The following is a 23,765-nucleotide window of genomic DNA, read 5'->3' as shown; positions in this document are numbered from 1 at the left end:
AACCCATGAGACTTCTTGCCTTCCTGCACCCCACCGACAAAACCCCTCGCCTCGGCGTTCGCACCGGCGACACCGTGGTCGACCTCACCGCCGACGGCCTGCCCGCCACGCTGGACGAACTGCTGCAGCAAGGCGATGCCGGCATGGCCGCCGCCCGCGCTGCCGCCGCCCGCGCCGGCACGCGCTTCGGCCTGGAAAACATCACCTTGCTGCCCCCAGTGGCCAACCCCGCCAAAGCGTTTGCCATCGGCCTGAACTACATCGACCACGCCAAGGAAAGCAAGTTCGACCTGCCGCGCCACCCGGTGATTTTTCAGCGCTTTGTGTCGTCTTGGGTGGCACACGGCCAGCCGCTGGTGCGGCCACACGTGTCGCACCAGTTCGACTACGAGGCCGAAGTGGTGGCGGTGATCGGCAAGGGCGGCCGCTACATTTCCAAAGAGCGCGCGCTGGAGCACGTGGCGGGTTATTCGATCTTCAACGACGGCTCGATCCGCGACTACCAGACCCGATCCGGCCAATGGATGTGGGGCAAAAACTTTGACGCCACCGGCGGCTTCGGCCCCGAGTTTGTGACCGCCGACGAGTTGCCCCCAGGCGCCGCTGGCCTGCGCATCAGCTGCCGCCTAAACGGCGAAACCCTGCAAGACGCCAACACCCGCGACATGATCTTCGACGTGGCCACCCTGGTCGCCGCCTGTTCCGAAGGCATGGCGCTGCAGCCGGGCGACATCATCATCACCGGCACCCCCTCGGGCGTAGGCTTGGCACGCAGCCCGCAGGTGTGGATGAAGCCGGGCGACGTGTGCGAAATCGAAGTCGAAGGGATTGGCACACTGCGCAACCCCATCGTCGACGAGTCGTAAGACGACACACTGGATAAATAAAAAGGAGACAAGAGATGTTGCGACGCGATTGCCTAAAACTAAGTGCCCTGGGCGCACTCACCTCGTTTGGACCTGCAGCCTGGGCGCAAGCCCCGACCCACGTCAAAGGCCCGGTGCGCATCACCAGCACCCTGCCCTCGGGCAGCGGCCCAGACGTGGTGGCCCGCTTGGTGGCGGACAAACTGCAAACCCGCTGGAGCATGCCGGTGGTGGTTGACCCCAAGCCGGGCGGTGCGGGCTCGGTGGCCATCAACGCCATGAAAGCCGGCGCGCCCAACGGCAGCAGCCTGGTGGTGGTGGACGTGCAGCACATGTCGATCAACCCGCTGATCTACAAGGCGCTGACCTACGACGCCGACCGCGACCTGGTGCCCGTGGCCCTGCTCTACAAAACCGCGTTCTTTGTGACGGTGGCGGCCGACAGCCCGTTCCGCACCTTCAAAGACCTGGTGGCCGCTGCAGCCAACAAGGGCCGCCCACTGAGCTACGGCTCCAACGCCATCGGCAGCCCACTGCACCTGGCCGCCGCGCGGCTAGAGACAGCGCTGGGCCACGAGATGCTGCATGTGCCGTACAAAGAAACTTCGCAGCTCTACGCCGCTGTGTCTACCGGAGAGGTGGACTGGGCCTACGGCAGCATCGCCACCGCTGGTGGCCTCGCCAAAGGCGGCCGGCTGCGCTTCTTGGCCGTGGCCGACCGTGCGCGCTCGCCCGCCATGCCCGATGTGCCCACGCTGGAAGAAGCCGGCGGCCCACGCGGTGTGGACGCGCTGACCTGGGTGGCGCTGATGGCCTCGCGCGGCACACCCGAGCCCGTGGTCACGGAACTGAACGCCGCCGTCAACGACGCGCTGGCCCAAACCGATGTGCGCGAGCGCATGGCCAACTTCGGCTTTGTGCCCGGCAGCGGCCCGGCGCAGGTGGTGGCCGACCTGACGCAGAACGACCGGCGCCAATACGCCGAGGTATTGAAGCGGGTGAAGGTGTCGATCGACTGACACCGAAAAACAAACGCCCTGTGCCATCATGGCCCCTCGATCAAAAGAGGGGCCTGCATGGACGTCACGGTTTTCTCCACCAAGCCCTATGACCGGCGTTTTCTAGACGCGGCCAACCAGGACGGCCGCCACACGCTGCATTACCTCGAAGCGCGGCTCGACCAGCACACCGCTGCACTGGCCTTCGGCTCTGCCGCCGTCTGCGTCTTTGTCAACGACAGCCTGGATCGCGCGGTGCTCACGCAGCTCCACGCCTGCGGCGTGCGCACCGTCGCCTTGCGCTGCGCTGGCTACAACCAAGTGGATTTGCTGGCGGCCGCACAACTCGGCATCGCTGTAGTGCGTGTGCCCGCCTACTCGCCGCACGCGGTGGCCGAATTCACGGTGGCGCTGATGTTGGCGCTGGACCGCAAAATCCCCCGCGCCTGGGTCCGGGTGCGCGAAAACAACTTTGCGCTCGACGGCTTGATCGGCCGCAACCTGCATGGCCGCACGGTGGGCGTGGTCGGCACCGGCCGCATCGGCGCCTTGGTGGCGCGCACGCTGCGCCTGGGTTTTGGCTGCGAAGTGCTGGCCAGCGACGTGGCACACGACCTCGCGCTGGAAGCCATGGGTGTGCGTTACGTGCCGGTAAAAACGCTGCTCTCCACCAGCGAAATCGTCACCCTGCACTGCCCGCTGACCCCCGCTACCCACCATTTGGTCAACGCCGCCGTGATTGCTGCCGCGCGCCCCGGCCTGCTGCTGGTCAACACCAGCCGGGGTGCGCTGGTAGACACCCGTGCGCTGATCAACGGCCTGAAAAACCAGCAACTCGGCGGCGTGGCGCTCGACGTGTACGAACAAGAAGCCGACCTGTTTTTTGAAGACCTGTCGAGCGAGATCATCCAGGACGACGACTTTCAGCGGCTACTGACCTTTCCCAACGTGCTGGTCACCGGCCACCAGGCGTTTTTGACCGAAGAGGCGCTGGCGGCGATTGCCGAAACCACCCTGTCCAGCCTGGATGACGCCGAGGCCGGCCGGCCGCTGCAGCACCGATTGCAATTGGAGACGGCGGTATCCCCAACTAATGCTGTGCGGTAAACCCCGTCAGATAAAATCGCGGGCTTCACACAGCCTCTGGATATAAACCACGATCCGCTGCATGCACACCACACCACACATCCCCTCTTCTCTTCGTTACGCTGTCGCTGCCCTGTTGTTGGCGACGGCTGGCTTGGCCTCGGCCCAGATACGCGAGTTTCCTGCGAACGCCTTGCGCGGCAAGTTGCAGGTGACGCAGCCGCCGGAGATCCTGCTCGACGGCAAGGCCGACCGCTTGGCCCCCGGCGCACGCATCCGCAACATCGCCAACAACTTCGCCGTGTCGGGCTCTTTTGTGGGACAGACACTGGTCGTCAACTACGTGCGCGAACCCAGCACCGGCATGGTGTTCGACGTGTGGGTGTTGACGGCGGATGAGATCGCGCTGCCCCGACCCAACACGCCCACACGGCGCTGGTACGAGTTCTTCTGAGCCCCCGTGGGTTCCTGCGCGGCCTGCGCAGCATTTAAGAAAAAACAGGCTCTGACGCTTCTGCCACCTGCGGAAGCAGCTATGTTTTTCAGAGTAATACGAGATTCCCCATGAGTAAAAAAGTCTTTATCAAAACCTTCGGCTGCCAGATGAACGAGTACGACTCGGACAAGATGGTCGATGTGCTGCACGCCGCCCAAGGCTACGAGGCCACACAAAACGTTGAAGAAGCCGACCTGATCTTGTTCAACACCTGCTCGGTACGCGAGAAGGCGCAAGAGAAAGTGTTCTCCGACCTGGGCCGCATCAAGCACCTGAAGAAAAAAGGCGTGCAGATTGGCGTGGGCGGTTGTGTGGCCAGCCAGGAGGGCGAGGCCATCATCCAGCGTGCGCCGTATGTTGACGTGGTGTTTGGCCCGCAAACCCTGCACCGCCTGCCCGAGATGCTGAACGCCCGCGCCAAGCTGGCCCGCCCGCAGGTGGACATCAGCTTTCCCGAGATTGAAAAGTTCGACCACCTGCCGCCTGCGCGCGTCGAAGGCGCCTCGGCGTTTGTGAGCATCATGGAAGGCTGCTCCAAGTACTGCAGCTACTGCGTGGTGCCCTACACGCGCGGCGAAGAAGTCTCGCGCCCGTTTGACGATGTGCTGGTCGAAGTGGCCGGCCTGGCCGACCAGGGCGTGCGTGAAGTCACGCTGCTGGGCCAGAACGTCAACGCCTACCGCGGCCCCATGGGCGACACCAAAGAGATCGCCGACTTTGCGCTGCTGATCGAATACGTGGCGGCCATTCCCGGCATTGAGCGCATCCGCTTCACCACCAGCCACCCGAACGAGTTCACACCGCGCCTGATCGAAGCCTACGACAAGGTGCCGCAACTGGTGAGCCACCTGCACCTGCCGGTGCAGCACGGCAGCGACCGCATCCTCATGGCCATGAAGCGCGGCTACACCGCCATGGAATACAAAAGCACGGTGCGCAAGCTGCGCGCCATCCGCCCCGACATGGCGATGAGCAGCGACTTCATCGTCGGCTTCCCTGGCGAGACGGATGACGACTTCCAGAAGATGATGAAGCTGATCCATGACATTGGCTTTGACAACAGCTTCAGCTTCATCTTCAGCCCGCGCCCCGGCACACCGGCTGCCAACCTGCATGACGACACGCCACACGACGTCAAGCTGGCCCGCCTGCAGCATCTGCAAAGCGTGATCGACGCCAACGTGCGTGCCATTGCCGCACAGCGCGTGGGCACGGTGCAGCGCATTCTGGTCGAAGGCCCTTCGAAGCGCGCCGGCGCCGATGGCCAAGAAATGATGGGCCGCACCGAGTGCAACCGCGTGGTCAACTTCAAGGGCCAGATGCGCCTGGTGGGCCAGATGATCGACGTGAACATCACGGAAGCCAAGTCGTACTCGCTGCGCGGCGAAGTACTGGTGCAAGAAGGCGCTGCATTAGAAGGCTCCGCAGCGGCGTGAGCTTGACCAAACGCCGCGCCTCTTTCCAGCAGTTGCTGCTGGTTGCGTTTTTGCTGATCGCTGCGTTGCTGGGCGCCAGCGCGCTGGCGGCAGTGTTCAACTTCGACAAACTCATGGCGCAAAGCGCCGGCTTTCAAGCACGTGCGCTGCAGCTCAATGCCGCCGCGCAATCGCTGGCCGAGCGGAGCGCCAACATGGAACGTGCCGCGCGCCAGTCGCTCATCTTGAACGACCAGCCGCTGCGTCGTCGTTTTGAAGAAGCCGGCCGCGAAGCCTTGAACATTTTGTCGGGCCTGCGCCCGCCAGACTTGCCCGAAGAAGTGGCCGAACGCTGGCGCACACAATTCAACCTGCTGCGCGGCCTGATGGACGGCCCGAGCGAAACCAACCTTGAGCGCGAGCGCATGCTGGCGGCCGAGTTTCGCGACCTGGAAGTCATCAATTCCACCGTGGCGCAGCAGGTGCAGCAAGCCATTGCGCAACGCAACGGCGAGCTCACCACACAACTCAAAGCCAGCCGCGACATGCTCACGCGCCAGGTGATGGCTGCGATTGCGCTGGCCGTGGTGCTGGCCGTGGCCTTTGGCATTTGGCTGGCCCGGCCGTTCAAACGCATTGAACACGCCATCGTCGGCCTGGGTGAAAACCGCCTTGAAGACAGCATCGACATCCAGGGCCCGAGCGACGTACGCCGCGTGGGTCAGCAGCTCGAATGGCTGCGCCTGCGCCTCACCGAGCTGGACGCCGACAAGGCACGTTTTCTGCGCCACATTTCGCACGAACTCAAAACCCCGCTGGCCGCCATGCGCGAAGGGGTTTCGTTGCTGAGCGACGGCGTGGCCGGCGAGCTGAACGGCAACCAGCGCGAGGTGGTGAGCATCCTGCACCAGAACACCTTGTCGCTGCAGAGCCAGATTGAAGCCCTGCTGCGCTTCAACGCCGCCGCTTTTGAAGCGCGCCAGTTGCGCCGCGAGCCATGCGATTTGCGCCAGTTGCTCGACGACCAGGTCGACGCGCAACGCCTGCAGTGGCGCAGCCACGGCCTCACCGTGCGCATCGAGGGTGACGACGTGGTGGCGCGTGTCGATGTGGCGAAGATGGGCACGGTGATTGCCAATTTACTGTCCAACGCCATTCGCTTCTCGCCACCGGGCGGCAAAATTTTGCTGCAATTGGCGGCCCACGCTGGCACCGTGACCATCGACATCCACGACAGCGGCCCGGGTGTGGCCGAGGCCGACCGCGCACGCATTTTTGAACCCTTTTTCCGTGGCCAACGCCAGCCTTCCGACGCCGTACGCGGCACCGGCGTAGGCCTGTCCATCGTGCACGAATACGTGGCCGCACACGGCGGCCAGATCAGCTTGCTGCCCGAACAACCCGGCGCCCACTTCCGGCTCCAATTTCCAGGTTGACTCCAGCCCCATGAACATGCTCCACCTCTCTACCACTGGCTTGCGCGCGCTGCGCTGCGCCTCCGGTCTTGCGGCCAGCGCGCTGCTGGCGGCCTGCGTCAGCAGCCCCAAACCGCCACCCCAAGCCCCCGAGCCACCACCGGCGCCGCCCAGCAGTGCCGCTTCCGCCGCAGAGCCGGTGTTGACCACGGCCATCACCCTGCCGGTGCAACCCAGCGGCGACGTGGTCACCACCCGCCTGGCCCAGCGCCCGTTGAACAGCGCCGTGCTGAGCTACGCCGACCGCACGCGCGCCATGGCCCCGCCCGAGTTGGCGCAAGAAATCGCCCGCCTGAGCGACCTGCCCGACGCCGTGCGCAGCCCGTTTGAAGACCTGCAATTCGCCGTGGCCCTGAGCCAAACGCGCAACCCCGCCGACCTGGCCCGCGCACTCAGCGCCACCCAGCGTGTGCTCAACAAGGTGACCGACGAAGCCACCGCCTTGCACCCGCTGGCCCGCCTGCTGGGCACGCGCTACGCCGAACAAAAACGCGTGGAAGACCTGCTCGACAAACAAACCCAAGCCTTGCGTGACGCCCAGCGCCGCAACGACCAATTGAACGACCGCCTCGAAGCCATGCGTACGCTGGAGCGCAGCTTGAACTCGCGCCCACTGCCCGGATCTATACGCAATAGTCCAGGCAACGGCACGACGCCGCACCAAGCACCAACACCATGACACCGAATCCACAACACCACGCCGCGCCCCACATCCTGGTGGTGGACGACGACGCCGACATGCTGCGCCTGCTGTCCATGCGCCTCACGGCCGCTGGCTACCGCGTCTCGGCCGTGGGCTCGGCCGAGGCGGCGCTCAACCAGTTGGACATTGAACGCCCGCAGCTCGTGCTGAGCGACGTGCAACTGCCCGGCCGCGACGGCCTGGCGCTGTTTGACGAAGTGCGTGCCCGCCACCCTTCACTGCCGGTGATTTTGCTCACCGCCCACGGCACCATTCCCGATGCGGTAGAAGCCACAGCGCGCGGCGTGTTCACCTACCTCACCAAACCGTTCGAGGGCAAAGAGCTGCTCGACAAAATCTCGCAAGCCTTGGCGCTGAGCGCGCCCCCGCTGCCCGCCACGGTGGGCGATGAAGCCTGGCGCAACGAGATCGTCAGCCGCTCCAACCGCATGGCGGAAATCTTGGCCGAGGCGCGCATGATTGCGCAGTCTGACGCCAGCGTGCTGCTGCGCGGCGACAGCGGTGCCGGCAAGGAGCTGATGGCGCGTGCCATCCACCGCGCCAGCCCGCGCGCCAAAAAGCCTTTTGTGGCGGTGAACTGCGGCGCCATCCCCGAAGCGCTGCTCGAATCCGAATTGTTCGGCCACATGAAGGGCGCCTTCACCGACGCCGTGGCCAACCACAAGGGCTTGTTTCAGGCAGCCGACGGCGGCACCTTGCTGCTCGATGAAATTGGCGACATGCCACCGTCGCTGCAAGTGAAGCTGTTGCGCGTGCTGCAAGAGCGCGCCGTGCGTCCGCTGGGCTCCAGCCAATCCATTCCGGTAGACGTGCGCATCATCTCCGCCACGCACCGTGACCTCGACGCCGCCATGGCCACAGGCGACTTCCGCGAAGACTTGTATTACCGGCTCAACGTGGTGACGCTGACCCTGCCCACGCTGGGCGAACGCCGCGAAGACATTCCGCTGCTGGCCAACCACTTCTTGACGCGCCTGGCCGGTAAATACAACAAGCGCCTGAGCGGCTTCGCCCCCGAAGCCCTGAAGGCCCTGACCGTGGCCTCGTGGCCTGGCAACGTACGCCAGTTGTTCAACGTGGTGGAACAGGTGTGTGCGCTGTCCACCACACCACTGGTGTCACTGGCCTTGGTGCAACGTGCCTTGCGCGTGCCCAGCGTGCAGGTGCTGAACTACGCCGATGCCAAACAGCGCTTCGAGCGCGAGTATTTGGTGGGTTTGCTCAAGCTTACCGACGGCAATGCGGCCGATGCCGCACGCCTGGCCGATCGCAACCGCACCGAGTTCTACCGCTTGCTGCAAAAGCACGAACTGACGCCTGGTTTGTTCAAATCCGAGGCGCCTGGAAACGCTGTCGCTGACGAACGACAAGATTAAGTCTTTGATTTATATAGGGTTAGCCCGGGGTGTGAACTAGTTTGTCGCCGTTTGGCGACAAATCAGGCCAGTTTTAGGGGGGCATTGGTGCCAATTCCCTTCAAAAGCTCAAAAAATCAATCTAACCCATTGATTTAAAACAATTTTTCAATGTGGCACAGGGTTTGCACTATATGTTGCATGAAGCCTCTGTCGCACACCTCCTCCGCACTGCCCAAAGCAGACACCCAAACTCCCTCGACGGTGCTCGCGCGCCGCCGACAGGCCCGGGCCCAGGACGGGGTCCAACTGGCCGCCAAGCCGTGGAACTGGAACCGCACACCACGTGTGGCTTCAGTAGAAACCACGACGGCGCCAGCCGAAGTGACGACACAACCGGTGGCTCGCATCGGTCGCCAATTGCCAGGCCAAACCTGGGTTGGCCAGCGCAGCGCGCTGCGCGAAGAGCGCCACCCCAATTCTGTGACCGCACCACCCGTGCATCGCGGCAGCATGGTGCCCCGCCCATGGCGCGGTTTCTGGAACAGCATTGCCACCGGCACGCTGATGCGTTTGTCGGGCCGCCGTCCTGAAGCTGCAGCCCAACAAGAACAAGCTGCGCCAGAAACCTGGCAAAAAGCCGCCAGCCAACGCCGCAACGTGTTCCTGATGATCACGCTGCTGACCACGGCCCTGGCCACCACGCTGTTCGCAGGTGTGCAACCTGATTACGACAATGCTTGGCTCGAATACGGCCAGCTCGGCCTGTTCGCTTTGTTGTCGGCGTGGGTCGTGACCGGTTTTGTCACCGCCTTGATGGGCTTTTATGTCAGCCTGCGTGGTGACAAACATTCGCTGTCGGCCCGCGAAGTGCAAGGCCATGCCATGCCCACCGATGCGCGCACCGCCATCATCATGCCGATTTGCAACGAAGACGTGTCGACCGTGTTCGCTGGCCTGCGCGCCACCTGCGAATCGGTGGCCGCCACGGGCCACAGCGGCGCCTTTGACGTGTTTGTGCTGTCCGACAGCTACGACCCCGCCATCATTCGCGCCGAGCGCGACGCCTGGGAAAACCTGCGCACCGCACTGGCCACGCAAACAAACGGCCCACAAGTCGAGGTGTACTACCGCTTGCGCACCCGCCGCAGCCACCGCAAGGCTGGCAACGTGGCCGACTTCTGCCGCCGCTGGGGCAAAGACTACAAATACATGGTCGTGCTGGACGCCGACAGCGTGATGAGCGGCGACTGCCTGACGTCGATGGTCAAGCTGATGGAAGTGCACCCCAAGGCCGGCATCATCCAGACCGCCACGCAAGCCATTGGCCACGTGACCCTGCACGCCCGCGCCCAACAATTCGCCTCGCGCATGACCGGCCGCCTGTTCACGCTGGGCATGCAGTACTGGCAACTGGGTGAGTCCCACTACTGGGGCCACAACGCCATCATCCGCGTCGCTCCGTTCATGGAACATTGCGCCCTGGCCCCTATCAAGGGCACCGGCGGCATGAGCGGCGGCATCATGAGCCACGACTTCGTGGAAGCCGCTTTGATGCGCCGTGCTGGCTACCACGTGTGGCTGGTGGCCGACTTGGTGGGCAGCTACGAACAACAACCACCAGACCTGCTATCTGAACTGCAACGCGACCGCCGCTGGTGCCAAGGCAACCTGCAAAACGCCCGCCTGATGGCCGAGCCCGGCATCCACCCCGTGCACCGCGCCATGTTTATCACCGGCACGCTGTCGTACCTGTCGGCTCCTCTGTGGTTGGCGTTCATGACGCTGGGCACGGCTCTGTGGCTGTCTGGCTCCCACGTGTTGGCCAGCGCCCAAGTGATGTCCGGTCAATGGGATGTGTTGCCCGCTGAACTGATGGGCTTGTGGGTCTGGACGCTGAGCATGTTGTTCCTGCCACGTGTGTTGGGCATCATTGCGGTATTCATGAAGGGTGAGCAACGTCGCTTTGGCGGTGGCTTCAGCCTGGTGAAAAGCGCCCTGCTGGAAAGCGCTCTGGCCATGCTGCAATCGCCTGTGCGCATGTTGGCCCACACCTTGTTTGTGATCATCGCCATCACCGGCGTGAAGCTCGACTGGAAGTCACCTCCCCGTGACGCCGTTGCGCTGAGCTGGGGTGCCACCGCCCGTAGCCTGGCCCCGATGACCCTGGTCATCGCGCTGCTGGCCGCCGGCATTGCCGCCATCGACGCCAGCGCCCTGGTGTGGTTGATCCCCATCGGCGCCCCGTTGCTGTTGGCCATCCCTACCGCCGTGCTGACCAGCCAAATCGCCCTGGGCACCGCCCTGCGCCAACGCCGCTTCTTGCTGATCCCAGAAGAAAGCTGGTCGCCTGCCGTGCTGCGCCGCGCCAAGGTGCATGCGCGTCGCCTAGAACAGGCTGCGGCCCAGAACGCACAAGGTGCATTGTTGGCGGCCTGATCCCAGCGCCACACCCACACAAAAAGCCGGCTCGATGAGCCGGCTTTTTTCTTTGGCGCATGCATTCGTATGACGTGCTTCTATCAGCGTGACCATGCCGGCCGCGTCCGGCCGGATAGATCAGCAGCCTTCTCTTGTCACGACAATGTCGTAAGGGTTTTCCATACTTTGCGTTCTCGGGCGGGAGCTCACAACTAACTGAATGCAATGATCCAGAAAACCAACGGTGCCTTAGAGCAGGACACCGACAACACACCACAACAGCTCATGGTCAGCGACCGCCGCAGCATGCTGCGCGGCGCAGCCGGCCTGTCGGCCATGGCCGTCGGCGGCGGCTTCCTCCAGGCCGCACAGGCGGCATCGGCCGCCGTCACCAGCTTCGCGATCGCCGTGATGCCCGACACGCAGTTCTACTCGCGCTACGCGACCACCGACGAAGGCCAGCAGTTCCAGAACCGCTACGGTTCCACGCCTTACGCCGCACAAACGAAGTGGATCGCCGACAACGCTAGCAAGTACAACATCCCGTTCGCGATCCACCTGGGCGACGTGGTCGACCAGGTTGGCAAGCCCAACCAGTGGCGCGTGGCCGATGACGCCATGAAGCTGCTGGAGACCGCCGGCGTGCCGTACTCCATCCTGGCCGGCAACCACGACGTGTTGACCGACTACGACTACCGCTTCCCAAGCGACCAGGGCTCGGGCACCGACGCGCAACGCAACCTGTCGGCTGAACCCTACCTGCAGTGGTTCCCAACCAATCGCGCAGCCCGCCAGAGCACGTTCCGCGAACGCGACGGCTCGGGCTTCCACGAATACCATGTGTTCACCGCGCATGGCGTGCAGTTCATGGTGCTGTCGCTGTCGTGGCGCATCTCGGATGCGGCCATCGCCTGGGCGCGCGACGTCATCCGCCGCAACCCGACCCTGCCGGTCATCTTGTCGAACCACCAGTTGCTCAACATCAACGCCGATGGCGTGACGCCGGCCGAGACCGAGTACGGCAAGATGCTCTGGGACAAGCTGATCAACGACAACGACCAGATCTTCATGACGCTGAACGGCCACCACCACGGTGCGGCCTACCTGCCCAAGTTCAACAAGTTCGGCAACGAAGTGCACCAGATGGTGGTCGACTACCAAATGGACTACCAGGGCGGCAACGCCATGATGCGTCTGTACGAGGTTGACCTGGTCGGCAACAAGATCGACGTGATGTCGTTCTCACCCTGGGTGGTGGGCAAACCCGCCAACACGCTGACGCAGTTCGACTTTGCCGAACTCACCGCAGCGAACCAGCGTTTCAGCATCAGCATCAACTTCAAGAAGCGCTTTGCCGGTTTCTTGCGCTGGAAACCAACGCCGTCCACCACTGGCACCGCCATCCTGCCGCGCGTGCGCAGCGAATTCCTCGCCAGCTACGTCGAGCCGACGCCAACAGTCATGCGCCCGCCAGCAGATGCCAACGACTTCCCGCTGATCACCGGCGAAGACAACTACGCGCACTGGCGCGCACCGGCCGGCATCAGCGAAGGCCGGGTCGTGCAGATCGGCGAAGCCATGCCGAACATCACCACCAGCGGCCAGCACGTGGGCCAGCATCTGTTCCGCTCCACACCGGCCGGTGCCGCCCAGTTGGGCGATGTGGTCTGGTCTACCGACAAGCACTACCTGTCGTCGGCACCCGGTAGCGTGCGCTTCCTCAACACCGACAAAACGGTGAACCGCTTGAACGCCTTCCTGACCCAGGTGGGTGTGTCGATCAACAACCGCAGCTTCTGGAACGGCTACACGATTGAGGCCTTCATCAAGCTGCCGGCCGACTGGGACTCGAACAAGCACCGCTGGGCCAACTTACTTGGCCGCGTGGGTCGCCGTGGCAGCGTGCCGGGCGGGTTCCGCGGTGGTGATCCAGAAGCTTCCAGCGTGCTGTTCGCCATCTCCAGCCTGCGCGAAGTGCAGTGGGAAATCGTGCCCGCCAGCAATTCACAGAATGCGCAGACCGCCTGGTCCGGTGAACTGATCCGCAGCACCTGGTACCACGTGGCCATCGTCAACGACCCGGCCACGCGCATGACCACGATGTTTGTCGACGGCGCGCCGGTGCTGCGCAACATCGCCAACGCGGAAACGGGCACGCGCTCGATCAGCGTGAACAACCCGTGGATCGTCGGCGCTGGCTGGTGGGACACCGTGCTCACGGATGGCTACTACGGCTGGATCGGTGAGATCCGCCTGGTGGGCCGCCCCCTGCCGTCAACCCAGTGGCTGACGGCGCGCCGCAGCTGACGCGGCGCCACACCACACGTTGATCCATATCGGCAGCCCACGATGGGCTGCCCCTCGTATTTTTTATCTTGGAGTTTTTCCCATGTTCTCTCGCATCGTCACGGCCACGGCCGCTGCATTGCTTCTTAGCGTCAGTGCCCAAGCGGCCCCTCTGCAAGCCACCGGCGGCATCTTCAATGGCAGCGGCTACGGCACCAGCTACACCGGCGCTGGCGGCACCACGCCAATTTACAACCAGGCCCTGGGCCAGGTCGTCGACGGCGGTAACGGCGCCTTCGACGCCTTCGGCTTTTACAACAGCGGTACCGCAGGCTTAACGCAAACCCGTCAGGTCGAGTTGCTGAGCGGCAACGTGTTCCGCTTCTTCGACACGTTCACCAACACCAGCAACCAGGTCATCACCACCACGCTGAACTTCTTCGGCAACCTGGGTTCGGACGGCGACGAACTGATCCAATACAACCAGGGCGGCTTGATCGTCAGCTGCGAGGACGACTGGACCGGCCAATGCGGCAGCGACCCCGTGCTGGCACTCGTCTCAGGCAACAACGGCCTGGGTGTCGCGGCCATCACCCCCGACCGCTACAACGTGTCCTTCACCGTCAGCATCGCACCCGGCGCAGCTCTGAGCCTGCTGAACTTCGCGTTCCTGTCCAGCGACGAAGACGGCCCGACCGCCGCCGATGTGGACCTGGCACAGTCCACTGGCCTCGATCTTTTGAACGACCCGCGCCTGGAAGGCCTGACCGAAGCCCAACTGGCCACGCTGGCCAACTACACGCTGCAGCACGTGCCCGAGCCTTCGAGCATGGTGCTGATGCTGACCGCTCTGGCCGCCCTGGGATGGCGTACACGGCGCAAAAGCTAAGCTGATAAAGCAATAAAAAAGGGCCGCGTCGCGGCCCTTTTTTTGTACCGTTTAGAACGGCAACTTCGGCATGCCTTTCATGCCGCCCATGCCCTTCATCCCGCCCATCTTCTTCATCATTTTCATCAGGCCGCCGCCCTTCATCTTCTTCATCATCTCCTGCATCTGACCAAACTCGTTCAGTAGGCGGTTGACTTCTTGCACCTGCACGCCGGCACCAGCGGCGATGCGGCGTTTGCGGGTGGCCTTGATGAGGTCGGGTTTGCGGCGCTCCAGCGGCGTCATGCTCTGGATGATGCCTTCCTTGCGCTTGATGTCTTTCTCGGCCTTGTCCATGTCCATCTGGCCGGCCTTGGCCGCCATCTGGGTCGGCAGTTTGTCCATCAGGCTGGAGAGGCCGCCCATCTGCTTCATCTGCTGGATCTGGCTCAGGAAGTCGTTGAGGTCGAAACCCTCGCCGCTCTTGACCTTGGCCGCCAGCTTTTGCGCGGCGGCCATGTCCACACCGGCAGACACTTGCTCGACCAGCGCCACGATGTCGCCCATGCCCAGCACACGGCCGGCGTGGCGTTCGGCGTCGAACACTTCCAGGCCGTCGATCTTTTCGCTGGTACCGGCAAACTTGATAGGCGCGCCCGTGATGTGGCGCACCGACAAGGCCGCGCCGCCGCGTGAATCACCATCGGTCTTGGTCAGCACGATGCCGGTGAGCGGCAGCGCGTCCGAGAAAGCCTTGGCGGTGTTCACGGCATCCTGGCCCTGCATGGCGTCGACCACAAACAAGGTTTCCACGGGCTTGAGCAGCGCGTGCAATTCCTTGATTTCAGCCATCAACACTTCATCGATCGCCAGGCGACCGGCAGTGTCGACCAGCAGCACGTCGAAGTAGTGGCGGCGCGCGTAGTCGATGGCGGCGCGCGCAATGTCGGCGGGCTTTTGGTCGGGCGTGCTGGGGAACCATTCGGCACCGGCTTGGGCCGTCACGGTCTTCAACTGCTCGATGGCGGCGGGGCGGTACACGTCGCCCGACACCGTGAGCACCTTCTTCTTGCGCTTTTCGATCAGCAGTTTGGCCAGCTTGGCCGTGGTGGTGGTTTTACCGGCACCTTGCAGGCCGGCCATCAAGATCACCGCCGGAGGCTGGGCCGACAAATTGATGTCGCTCACGCCCTGGCCCATGGTGGCCGACAACTCGCGGTTGACGATGCCCACCAGCGCTTGGCCTGGCGACAGCGAGCCCATCACCTCTTGGCCCAGCGCCTTTTCTTTCACGCGGGCGATGAAATCGCGCACCACGGGCAGGGCCACGTCGGCCTCAAGCAGCGCCATGCGCACTTCGCGCAACATGTCGGACACGTTGGACTCGGTGATACGCGCCTGTCCACGGATTTCTTTGACGAGGCGGGATAGTTTTTCGGTAAGTGCGGAAGCCATGGGGTTTTTCCGCTGACGCGGAACCTGAAGTTGGGGCCGGCAGTACCGCCGGCAGGGTGCAAAACGCTAAACTCTGCCCATGATTTTAACGACTGTGCCCCTGGCCATCGTGCTGCTGTCCGCAGCCGCCGCTGCCGCTTACGCCATACCGGCCGCAGGCGCCGCTCGGCTGAGCATGTCGGCCAGCCGTGGCGCCTTATTGGTCGCCTGGCTGCTGCACGCCGTGGTGTTGTGCGCCACGCTGCTCGACGGCACACCGCGCTTTGGTTTTGCGCCGGCTTTGTCGGTGACCGCCTGGTTGGTGCTCACGGTCTATGCGGTAGAAAGCCACCTGTTCCCTGAACTCCGCGCACGCTGGGCCTTGGCCGGGCTGGGCGCGGCCGCTGTACTGTTGGCGCTGCTCTTCCCTGGCACACCCATGCACACCAGCGCCTCGCCATGGTTGCCGCTGCATTCGGCGTTGGGCATTGCCTCTTATGGTTTGTTTGCCGCCGCCGTGGTGCATGCCTGGCTGATGACACGCGCTGAACGCCAGATGCGCCAGCCGGGTGGTTCATCTGCCGGCATTCCGCTGCTCACACTGGAGCGCATCACGTTCAGATTGGTGAGTGCGGGTTTTGTGCTGTTGTCGGGCACGCTGCTGGCGGGTTGGTGGTTTGGCGAGCAGTTGTACGGCCAGTCCACCTGGAAGTGGAGCCACAAGGCGCTGTTCTCGGTGCTGTCGTGGATCACCTTCGCCATTCTGATATTAGGGCGCTCGCGCTTTGGCTGGCGCGGCCGCAAAGCCGTGCGGGTGTTGTACATCGGCGCAGCACTGCTGCTGCTGTCGTATGTGGGCTCACGCTTCGTGCTTGAAGTGGTGTTGCACCGCGCCGCCTGATTTAACCTAACGAGACGACTCTCTGTCCGTGAAACTCATCATCGTTCTGCTGGCAGTCTTGCTCGGCGTCTGGCTCTGGCGCAATGGCCGGGTCGACCACCAAAAAGAACGCCAAAACGCCGCCAAGCAAGCCCAGAAGCGCCTGCCGCAAAACATGGTGCGCTGCGACGTCTGTGGCCTGCATCTGCCCGAAGCCGACGCGGTGCGCGGGCCAAAAGGTGTTTACTGCAGCCCGCAACACCTGCAGCAATCCGCCCAATCGTGACCATCTCTTTATGAGCGTCAACTGGGAAAGCGGCGAGCCCCTCGACGCATTGGAGTCAGAGTTCTTGCCCCTGGCGGCAGGGAGTTCCGACCAACTGCCGTTGGTGCGTGTGTGGTATGGCTTCATGACCACACGCGTGATGATCGCGTTGGCCATCCTGGCCCTGCAGACCACGCTGTTCTTCATGGGCAGCGCCGTACCGGTGTGGCTGCTGGTGTTCTGCGCGGTGTATTTCATCAGCACGGTGGCGGTGCGTGTGTTGGCGACACCCGATCAGGCCACCAACACCCGCTCGCCCTTCTGGATCTGGACCGTGGGTGTGGATGCCGTTGCCATCTCGGTGCTGCAAGTGGCCCAAACCGGCAACATCAACTTCGCTCCGCTATTAGGGGTGCCCGTGTTGCTGGCCTCTTTGCTGGGCTCGCGCACCATGGCGCTGGGCACGGCGGCGGGCATGACACTGCTGACCTTGGCCGAAGCCTGGTGGCTCAGCGGCCAGCCCGGTGCCGACCAGACCGCGCGGCTGGTGCAAAGCGGACTGACCGGCCTGGGCTACTTTGCCGCCGCCTTTGTGGTCAACCAACTCGCCGCGCGCCTGGTGCGCGAACAGCAACGCGCGTTGCGCAGCGTGATGACCGCACGCTTGCAAACCCACGTGAACGAACTGGTGATGGAAACGCTGACCGATGGCGTGGTGGTGGTCGACGCCAGCGGCCGCATGCGCGCTGTGAACCCCGCCGCACGCCAGATGCTGGGCGCCGACAAACCCGGCCCGCGCCAGACAGAACACCTGGGCAGTCGCACGGCCTGGCAGCCACTGGCCGCCATGGCCCGCCAAACCTTCGCCGATGAAACCGCGCAGGCGGCCGACGTCAGCATCGTCTACCCCGGCAAAAGCCCGCGTCGGGTGCGGGTGCGCACACGGCTCACCTTGTCGCATGAAGTACGCGCCGAAAGCCTTTGCGTGATGTTCATGCACGACCTGCGCGAGATCGAGGCCCGCCTGCGCACCGAAAAAATGGCGGCCATGGGACGCATGTCGGCCGCTGTGGCACATGAAATCCGCAACCCTTTGGCCGCCATCACCCAGGCCAACGCGCTGCTCGACGAAGACCTGACCTCCCCCCATCAGAAGCAGTTGACCGAGATGGTGCGCCACAACGCCCAGCGCCTGGCCAAAATCGTCGACGAGGTGTTGGGCATCGCGCGTGTGCAACATTCCGGGGGGCAGCGCACCTCGCCCATCCAGGTGAACCTGGACGATGCGGTGATCCACATCTGCCGCGACTGGATGCAACAAGACCCCGCGCAGCGCAAGGTGCAGTGGGCCATGGGCACGCTGGGACTGCCGGTGGACTTCGACCCCGACCATTTGCAACGTGTGTTGGTCAACTTGCTCGACAACGCCCAGCGTTATGTGAGCCGCCAAGACGGCGCTATTCAAGTCAGCACACACTTGTCCAACTACCGGCAATCGATTCTGCGCGTGTGGAGCGATGGCGCACCGATGGAACAAGCGGTGGAGCAACATTTGTTCGAACCCTTTTTCTCCTCAGAGAGCCGTTCCAGCGGCCTGGGCCTGTATATTTGCCGGGAGCTGTGTGAACGCCACCGCGCCGTGATCGGCTACCAGCGCGCCTCGCGCGACCTGGCCGGCCGCGACGTGCCAGGCAACGAGTTTTATGTGAACTTTCGCCCGCCCAAACCATCGACCGTGACGGGCGATTTGTTCGAACCCTTATTGTCTTGACGCCCTGACCATGCCCATGTCCCCTCAGTCTGCCAGCGCCGCCATTTTGGTCGTCGACGACGAGCCCGATCTGCGCACGCTGTACGAGCTGACGCTGCTGCGCGAGGGCTACCGCATCGACACCGCCGCCGACGTGGCCGAGGCCATGCAACTGCTGCAAGCCAAACAGTTCGACGTGGTGATCACCGACATGCGCCTGCCCGATGGCACCGGCCTGGAAGTGCTGCAGCAACTGCGCGCAGCCCAACGGCCGGAGCGCGTCATCGTCATGACGGCTTATGGCTCGGCCGAAAACGCAGTCGAAGCACTGAAGTCGGGCGCGTTCGACTACCTGACCAAGCCTGTCGACCTGAAGCAGTTTCGAGCGGTCGTGGCATCCGCCCTGCGCGACGTGGCCACCAAACCGATCGCAGCGCCAAGCAGCACCGCGACCCCAGCCGCCGCACAGACGCCACAGCCGGCAACGGCAGTTGGCCCGGCCACCATGTCACCAGCCGCCGTGCATGCGCTGCAACGTTTGGTGGGTGCCTCTGAAACCATGCAGAGCGTGAAGCGGCGCATCATTAAAGTGGCGCGCAGCATGGCCCCGGTGCTGGTGCGTGGTGAATCGGGCACGGGCAAAGAACTGGTCGCCCAGGCGCTGCATGCCAATAGCCACCGTGCGGGCGGCCCGCTGATCGCCGTGAACTGCGGCGCCATCCCCGAAAACCTGCTCGAAGCCGAATTCTTTGGCGCCAAGAAAGGCGCCTACACCGGCGCACTGCAAGACCGAGAAGGCTACTTCGCCGCCGCGCAAGACGGCACCTTGTTCCTGGACGAAATTGGCGACCTGCCGCTGGCCATGCAGTCCAAGCTGCTGCGCGCCATCCAGGAGCGGCGCGTACGCCCCCTGGGTGGTACACACGAAATTGCGGTCGATGTGCGCGTGGTCAGCGCCACCCACAAAGACCTAGCCCAGGAAGTGAAGGCTGGGCGCTTTCGGCAAGACCTGTATTACCGGCTCAACGTGATTGAGATCGTCATCCCGCCGCTGCGCGAGCGCCGCGAAGACCTGCCCGCGCTATGCGATGCCTTGCTGCACCGCATTGCCAGCGAGTCCGGCCTGCCGCCGCCCATGGTGTCTGATGAACTGCTGCAGCAGTTGGCGCGCAACCCCTTGGTGGGCAACGTGCGCGAGCTGGAAAACCTGCTGCACCGCGCCATCGCCATGAGCGAAAACGACACCCTGCACGTGGACTTTGAGCCCACCGAAAACCTGAGCCCGTTGACCCGCAGCGACGGCACGCTGTTTCCAGACGATGAGGCAGCACCCGCACCATCAGAGTGGAACACCTCAGGCCCCGCGCCTTTGCCGTCCGACCTGCAAGCCTATCTGGACCAACAGGAGCGCGACATTCTGGTGCAAGCACTGCGCGCCACCGGCTTCAACCGCACGGCTACCGCCGCGCGGCTGGGCTTGAGCCTGCGGCAGATCCGCTACCGCATCGAACGCCTCAATATTTCGGCACCCTCCGAGCAGGAGCCGCAAGATGAGTGAGCCGCTGTGGCATGACGGCTGGTATCGCAACGCCCACGCAGAACCCTCGCCCAACTTTGGGCCACGACCCGAAGGCGCGCAGATCGACTTGGTGGTGCTGCACTCCATCAGCCTGCCGCCGGGCCAATATGGCGGCGACGAAGTGCGCGCCTTGTTTTGCAATGCACTGGACTGGGACGCCCACCCGTATTTCCAAGGCATTCGCGGCCTGCAGGTATCGGCTCACTTCTTTATTCGGCGCGACGGCGCACTGTGGCAGTTTGTGAGCTGCGACGCACGCGCCTGGCACGCCGGGGCCTCTCACTATCGCGGCCGCGACAACTGCAACGACGACTCGATTGGCATTGAACTAGAGGGCCTCGAAGGCGAAACTTTCGAGCCCGCCCAATACGAGACCCTGGAGAGCCTGGCCTCGGCGCTTGCGCTGGCGTATCCGATTCGCCATGTGGCGGGGCACGAGCACATCGCCCCAGGCCGCAAGTTGGACCCAGGCCCCGGGTTTGACTGGTCGGCACTGCATAAAGGCACGGGGTGGCCAGCCGAAATGTTTCCGATTTGCACCATCGGTGAAGCAAAAAAATAAATTTTTTTTGCTTCATTTCAACCACATCTCAGCCCCTCTTTCAGGCATCCGCCCAAACGCCCCACGCAAAGATGGCGCGGCTTTCAAAGGCATATCGGCTTGCAAGCCTTATGCACACTGGCTTTTCTCCAAAAAACATTGAATTTATCGGCACTGGCGGGCCATCGTATTAGCCCCTCACCCAGGTGCGAAACAGCATGGGCCACGGCACCCTGCCCCCGCGGCCAAGGTACACTACAGGTAGTGCATTGAATTGATCATGCACACCATATATAGTGTTTCCTGCACAGCGAAACCACACTTAATAAGCCCCCATCCGACAGCCGCGTCAGCCACCGGATGGCCTCATTTACACCTAGAAAACCAACGAAAAGGAAACCATGCAAACTGCATTGAACACACCCTCTGCCGTTCCCCAGGGCCATGTGGCACCTGCCAGCGCCAGCCAAGCCGCTCACGGCCTGTCGCATGACGCGTTGGCGCACTACCAGATCATTCGCCGCAACGGTGCTGTGGTGTCGTTCGAGCCGAACAAGATCGCTGTCGCATTGATGAAAGCCTTCTTGGCAGTGCACGGTACGCAAGGTGCGGCTTCGGCCAGCGTGCGCGAAGTGGTGGACAACCTCACGCAGGGTGTGATTCGTGCCATGGTTCGTTCGCGCCCAGGTGGCGGCACGTTCCATATCGAAGACGTGCAAGACCAGGTGGAACTCGGCCTGATGCGTGGCGGCCACCACGAAATCGCCCGTGCCTATGTGCTGTACCGCGAACGCCGTTCGCAAGAGCGCACCAAGCAAACCCATGTGGAAGCCCCACCCGTGCCCGCCTTGCACGTGCTCGACGGTGGCGAGCGTGTGGCGTTGGACGTGGGCCGCCTGCAGCAACTGATCCAGCAAGCCTGCTCTGGCCTGAGCGCCAGCGTGTTGCCCGACCCCATCGTCTCCGAAACGATGCGCAACCTGTACGACGGCGTGCCGATCGAAGAGGTTTACAAGGCCTCGATCCTGGCGGCCCGTACGCTGATCGAAAAAGACCCTGACTACACCTACGCCACCGCGCGCTTGCTGCTGCACACCATCATCAAGGAAGTGCTTGGCGAAGAAGCTACCCAACCTGAAATGGCCGAGCGCTACGCCGACTACTTCCCACAATATGTGAAGAAGGGCGTAGAAAACGAGCTGCTCGACGAGAAGCTGCTGCAGTACGACTTGAAGAAGCTGGGCGCCGCGCTGAAGGCCGACCGCGACCTGCAGTTCGACTACCTGGGCCTGCAAACCCTGTATGACCGCTACTTCCTGCACGTGCGCAAGACGCGTATCGAGCTGCCACAGGCTTTCTTCATGCGTGTGGCCATGGGCCTGGCCATCAACGAAATCGACCGTGAAAGCCGCGCCATCGAGTTCTACGAAGTGCTCTCGTCGTTCGACTTCATGTCGAGCACGCCTACGCTGTTCAACGCCGGTACGCTGCGCCCGCAACTGTCGTCGTGCTACCTGACGACCGTGCCCGACGATCTGGACGGCATTTACGAGTCGATCAAGGAAAACGCCTTGCTGTCGAAGTTTGCCGGCGGCCTGGGCAACGACTGGAGCCGCGTGCGCGCTCTGGGCTCCCACATCAAGGGCACCAACGGTGAATCCCAAGGTGTGGTGCCATTCCTGAAAGTGGTGAACGACACCGCTGTCGCCGTCAACCAAGGCGGCAAGCGCAAGGGTGCGGTCTGCACGTACCTGGAAACCTGGCACTTGGACATCGAAGAGTTCCTGGAACTGCGCAAGAACACCGGCGACGACCGCCGCCGTACGCACGACATGAACACCGCCAACTGGATTCCTGACCTGTTCATGCGCCGCGTGATGGAAAAGGGCCAATGGACCCTGTTCTCGCCCAGCAACACGCCTGACCTGCACGACCTGTTCGGAACGGCATTCGAGAAGGCCTACGTGGCCTACGAAGAAAAAGCCGCACGCGGCGAGATCAAGCCCGCCAAGACCGTGCAAGCCACCGACCTGTGGCGCAAGATGCTGACGATGCTGTTCGAAACCGGCCACCCCTGGATCACCTTCAAGGACGCCTGCAACGTGCGCTCGCCCCAGCAACACGCTGGCGTGGTGCACTCGTCGAACCTTTGCACCGAGATCACGCTCAACACCAGCGACACCGAAACCGCTGTGTGTAACCTGGGCTCGATCAACCTGCTGCGCCACTTGAAGGACGGCCACGTTGACCATGACAAGCTGAAGAAGACCGTGTCCACCGCCATGCGCATGTTGGACAACGTGATCGACATCAACTACTACGCCGTGAAGAAAGCGCGTGACTCGAACCTGCGTCACCGCCCTGTGGGCATGGGCCTGATGGCCTTCCAGGACAGCCTGTACGAACTGCGCATTCCTTACGCCAGCGAAGCCGCCGTGCAGTTTGCCGACGAGTCGATGGAAGCCATCTGCTACTACGCCTACTGGGCGTCGAGCGAACTGGCCAAGGAACGCGGCAAGTACTCCAGCTACAAGGGCTCGCTGTGGGACAAGGGCGTGCTGCCTCTGGACACCCTCAACATGCTGGCCGAAGCCCGTGGTGGCTACGTTGAAGTCGACCGTTCGTCGACCCTCGACTGGGACGCCCTGCGCCGGAAGATCGCAGCCGACGGCATGCGCAACTCCAACTGTGTGGCCATCGCGCCGACCGCCACCATCTCCAACATCATTGGGGTGGACGCGTCGATCGAACCAAGCTTCGGCAACCTGTCGGTGAAGTCGAATCTGTCGGGCGAATTCACCGTCATCAACAGCTACCTGGTGCGCGACCTGAAGCGTCTGGACCTGTGGGACGATGTGATGGTCATGGACCTGAAGCACTTCGACGGTTCGCTGCAACCCATCGACCGCGTGCCAGAAGAAATCAAGGCGCTGTACGCCACGGCATTTGAAGTCGAAACCACCTGGTTGGTTGAAGCTGCAGCACGTCGTCAGAAGTGGATCGACCAAGCGCAATCGCTGAACATCTACATGGCTGGCGCCTCTGGCAAGAAGCTGGACGACACCTACAAACTCGCATGGACGCGCGGCCTCAAAACCACGTACTACCTGCGTACCCGCGGCGCGACCCACGCTGAAAAATCCACGGTGACCGCTGGCCGTATGAACTCGGTGTCTTCAGGCAACGAGACCACCTCAGCCAAGATGAACGCAGTCGATGTGGCCGCAGCCGCCGCACGTCAGCAAATGGCACAAGAAGCATCCGTTGATGCACCAGCCACCGACATTCGCTTCTGCGCGATTGACGACCCAGGCTGCGAAGCCTGCCAGTAAGTTCTCACAGCATCG

Annotated in this window: 18 protein-coding genes; 17 read left to right on the top strand and 1 reads right to left on the bottom strand. The window is 63.2% G+C overall.

The features are described from left to right. Nucleotides 1-5 precede the first annotated feature (5 nt). From ACPWMG_RS04675 to ACPWMG_RS04625, 11 genes are all read left to right on the top strand, one after another. Nucleotides 6-866 carry a fumarylacetoacetate hydrolase family protein gene (locus tag ACPWMG_RS04675; RefSeq protein WP_483303496.1) on the top strand — a complete coding sequence of 287 codons (861 nt, stop codon included), beginning with the start codon at nucleotides 6-8 and terminating at the stop codon, nucleotides 864-866. Nucleotides 867-901: 35 nt separating this feature from the next. Next, nucleotides 902-1,885 (top strand): Bug family tripartite tricarboxylate transporter substrate binding protein, encoded by a 984-nt coding sequence (locus tag ACPWMG_RS04670; RefSeq protein WP_483303495.1) that lies wholly within the window; start codon nucleotides 902-904, stop codon nucleotides 1,883-1,885. 57 nt (nucleotides 1,886-1,942) lie between these two features. After that, a complete protein-coding gene (locus ACPWMG_RS04665; RefSeq protein WP_483303494.1) occupies nucleotides 1,943-2,971 on the top strand; it encodes a 2-hydroxyacid dehydrogenase in 1,029 nt (342 codons plus the stop codon). A 61-nt stretch (nucleotides 2,972-3,032) separates the two neighbouring features. Further along, nucleotides 3,033-3,404 (top strand): hypothetical protein, encoded by a 372-nt coding sequence (locus tag ACPWMG_RS04660; protein WP_483303493.1) that lies wholly within the window; start codon nucleotides 3,033-3,035, stop codon nucleotides 3,402-3,404. 110 nt (nucleotides 3,405-3,514) lie between these two features. Next, a complete protein-coding gene (gene miaB, locus ACPWMG_RS04655; RefSeq protein ID WP_483303492.1) occupies nucleotides 3,515-4,882 on the top strand; it encodes a tRNA (N6-isopentenyl adenosine(37)-C2)-methylthiotransferase MiaB in 1,368 nt (455 codons plus the stop codon). Then, the gene (locus ACPWMG_RS04650; RefSeq protein ID WP_483303491.1) at nucleotides 4,879-6,297 is read left to right on the top strand and encodes a sensor histidine kinase; all 1,419 of its coding nucleotides are present in this window, start codon (nucleotides 4,879-4,881) and stop codon (nucleotides 6,295-6,297) included. Before miaB ends, ACPWMG_RS04650 begins: the two co-directional genes overlap by 4 nt. A 16-nt stretch (nucleotides 6,298-6,313) precedes the next feature. Continuing rightward, a complete protein-coding gene (locus tag ACPWMG_RS04645) occupies nucleotides 6,314-7,015 on the top strand; it encodes a hypothetical protein (protein WP_483303490.1) in 702 nt (233 codons plus the stop codon). After that, a complete protein-coding gene (locus tag ACPWMG_RS04640) occupies nucleotides 7,012-8,415 on the top strand; it encodes a sigma 54-interacting transcriptional regulator (protein WP_483303489.1) in 1,404 nt (467 codons plus the stop codon). The genes ACPWMG_RS04645 and ACPWMG_RS04640 overlap by 4 nt, the downstream gene beginning before the upstream one ends. A 180-nt stretch (nucleotides 8,416-8,595) precedes the next feature. Then, nucleotides 8,596-10,833 (top strand): glucans biosynthesis glucosyltransferase MdoH, encoded by a 2,238-nt coding sequence (gene mdoH / locus ACPWMG_RS04635; protein ID WP_483303488.1) that lies wholly within the window; start codon nucleotides 8,596-8,598, stop codon nucleotides 10,831-10,833. 207 nt (nucleotides 10,834-11,040) lie between these two features. Beyond that, complete coding sequence (locus ACPWMG_RS04630; protein WP_483303487.1) at nucleotides 11,041-13,122, top strand: LamG-like jellyroll fold domain-containing protein; 2,082 nt, start codon at nucleotides 11,041-11,043, stop codon at nucleotides 13,120-13,122. Between the two features lie 82 nt (nucleotides 13,123-13,204). Then, nucleotides 13,205-13,990: a PEP-CTERM sorting domain-containing protein gene (locus tag ACPWMG_RS04625; protein WP_483303486.1), complete on the top strand. Its 786-nt coding sequence runs from the start codon at nucleotides 13,205-13,207 to the stop codon at nucleotides 13,988-13,990. Nucleotides 13,991-14,041: 51 nt separating this feature from the next. Here the strand turns inward: ACPWMG_RS04625 and ffh are convergent, their stop codons facing one another. Further along, complete coding sequence (ffh, locus tag ACPWMG_RS04620; protein WP_483303485.1) at nucleotides 14,042-15,424, bottom strand: signal recognition particle protein; 1,383 nt, start codon at nucleotides 15,422-15,424, stop codon at nucleotides 14,042-14,044. Nucleotides 15,425-15,503: 79 nt separating this feature from the next. Between ffh and ACPWMG_RS04615 the strand changes: the two genes are divergently transcribed. The 6 genes from ACPWMG_RS04615 to ACPWMG_RS04590 all read left to right on the top strand — a co-directional run bounded on the left by ACPWMG_RS04615 (nucleotide 15,504) and on the right by ACPWMG_RS04590 (nucleotide 23,750). Beyond that, a complete protein-coding gene (locus ACPWMG_RS04615) occupies nucleotides 15,504-16,304 on the top strand; it encodes a cytochrome C assembly family protein (RefSeq protein WP_483303484.1) in 801 nt (266 codons plus the stop codon). A gap of 28 nt (nucleotides 16,305-16,332) precedes the next feature. After that, nucleotides 16,333-16,569 (top strand): PP0621 family protein, encoded by a 237-nt coding sequence (locus ACPWMG_RS04610; protein WP_483303483.1) that lies wholly within the window; start codon nucleotides 16,333-16,335, stop codon nucleotides 16,567-16,569. 10 nt (nucleotides 16,570-16,579) lie between these two features. Next, nucleotides 16,580-18,319, top strand: a complete 1,740-nt coding sequence (locus tag ACPWMG_RS04605; RefSeq protein ID WP_483303482.1) for a sensor histidine kinase — start codon at nucleotides 16,580-16,582, stop codon at nucleotides 18,317-18,319. A 10-nt stretch (nucleotides 18,320-18,329) separates the two neighbouring features. Then, nucleotides 18,330-19,856 (top strand): sigma-54-dependent transcriptional regulator, encoded by a 1,527-nt coding sequence (locus ACPWMG_RS04600; RefSeq protein ID WP_483303481.1) that lies wholly within the window; start codon nucleotides 18,330-18,332, stop codon nucleotides 19,854-19,856. Continuing rightward, nucleotides 19,849-20,439 (top strand): 1,6-anhydro-N-acetylmuramyl-L-alanine amidase AmpD, encoded by a 591-nt coding sequence (ampD, locus tag ACPWMG_RS04595; protein WP_483303480.1) that lies wholly within the window; start codon nucleotides 19,849-19,851, stop codon nucleotides 20,437-20,439. Before ACPWMG_RS04600 ends, ampD begins: the two co-directional genes overlap by 8 nt. 380 nt (nucleotides 20,440-20,819) lie before the next feature. Continuing rightward, a complete protein-coding gene (locus ACPWMG_RS04590; protein WP_483303479.1) occupies nucleotides 20,820-23,750 on the top strand; it encodes a ribonucleoside-diphosphate reductase subunit alpha in 2,931 nt (976 codons plus the stop codon). Nucleotides 23,751-23,765 lie beyond the last annotated feature (15 nt).

Source organism: Hydrophilobacter chitinilyticus (genome assembly GCF_049860745.1).
Classification (GTDB): Bacteria; Pseudomonadota; Gammaproteobacteria; order Burkholderiales; family Burkholderiaceae_C; genus Rhodoferax_B.
Note: the sequence above shows the minus strand (reverse complement) of the source record. Positions and strands in the feature narration are given on the sequence as shown.

Coding starts and splice junctions, on each gene's coding strand:
- ACPWMG_RS04675 (WP_483303496.1), top strand. CDS start 6: ATGAGACTTCTTGCCTTCCTGCACCCCACCGACAAAACCCCTCGCCTC.
- ACPWMG_RS04670 (WP_483303495.1), top strand. CDS start 902: ATGTTGCGACGCGATTGCCTAAAACTAAGTGCCCTGGGCGCACTCACC.
- ACPWMG_RS04665 (WP_483303494.1), top strand. CDS start 1,943: ATGGACGTCACGGTTTTCTCCACCAAGCCCTATGACCGGCGTTTTCTA.
- ACPWMG_RS04660 (WP_483303493.1), top strand. CDS start 3,033: ATGCACACCACACCACACATCCCCTCTTCTCTTCGTTACGCTGTCGCT.
- miaB (WP_483303492.1), top strand. CDS start 3,515: ATGAGTAAAAAAGTCTTTATCAAAACCTTCGGCTGCCAGATGAACGAG.
- ACPWMG_RS04645 (WP_483303490.1), top strand. CDS start 6,314: ATGCTCCACCTCTCTACCACTGGCTTGCGCGCGCTGCGCTGCGCCTCC.
- ACPWMG_RS04640 (WP_483303489.1), top strand. CDS start 7,012: ATGACACCGAATCCACAACACCACGCCGCGCCCCACATCCTGGTGGTG.
- mdoH (WP_483303488.1), top strand. CDS start 8,596: ATGAAGCCTCTGTCGCACACCTCCTCCGCACTGCCCAAAGCAGACACC.
- ACPWMG_RS04630 (WP_483303487.1), top strand. CDS start 11,041: ATGATCCAGAAAACCAACGGTGCCTTAGAGCAGGACACCGACAACACA.
- ACPWMG_RS04625 (WP_483303486.1), top strand. CDS start 13,205: ATGTTCTCTCGCATCGTCACGGCCACGGCCGCTGCATTGCTTCTTAGC.
- ffh (WP_483303485.1), bottom strand. CDS start 15,424: ATGGCTTCCGCACTTACCGAAAAACTATCCCGCCTCGTCAAAGAAATC.
- ACPWMG_RS04615 (WP_483303484.1), top strand. CDS start 15,504: ATGATTTTAACGACTGTGCCCCTGGCCATCGTGCTGCTGTCCGCAGCC.
- ACPWMG_RS04605 (WP_483303482.1), top strand. CDS start 16,580: ATGAGCGTCAACTGGGAAAGCGGCGAGCCCCTCGACGCATTGGAGTCA.
- ACPWMG_RS04600 (WP_483303481.1), top strand. CDS start 18,330: ATGCCCATGTCCCCTCAGTCTGCCAGCGCCGCCATTTTGGTCGTCGAC.
- ampD (WP_483303480.1), top strand. CDS start 19,849: ATGAGTGAGCCGCTGTGGCATGACGGCTGGTATCGCAACGCCCACGCA.
- ACPWMG_RS04590 (WP_483303479.1), top strand. CDS start 20,820: ATGCAAACTGCATTGAACACACCCTCTGCCGTTCCCCAGGGCCATGTG.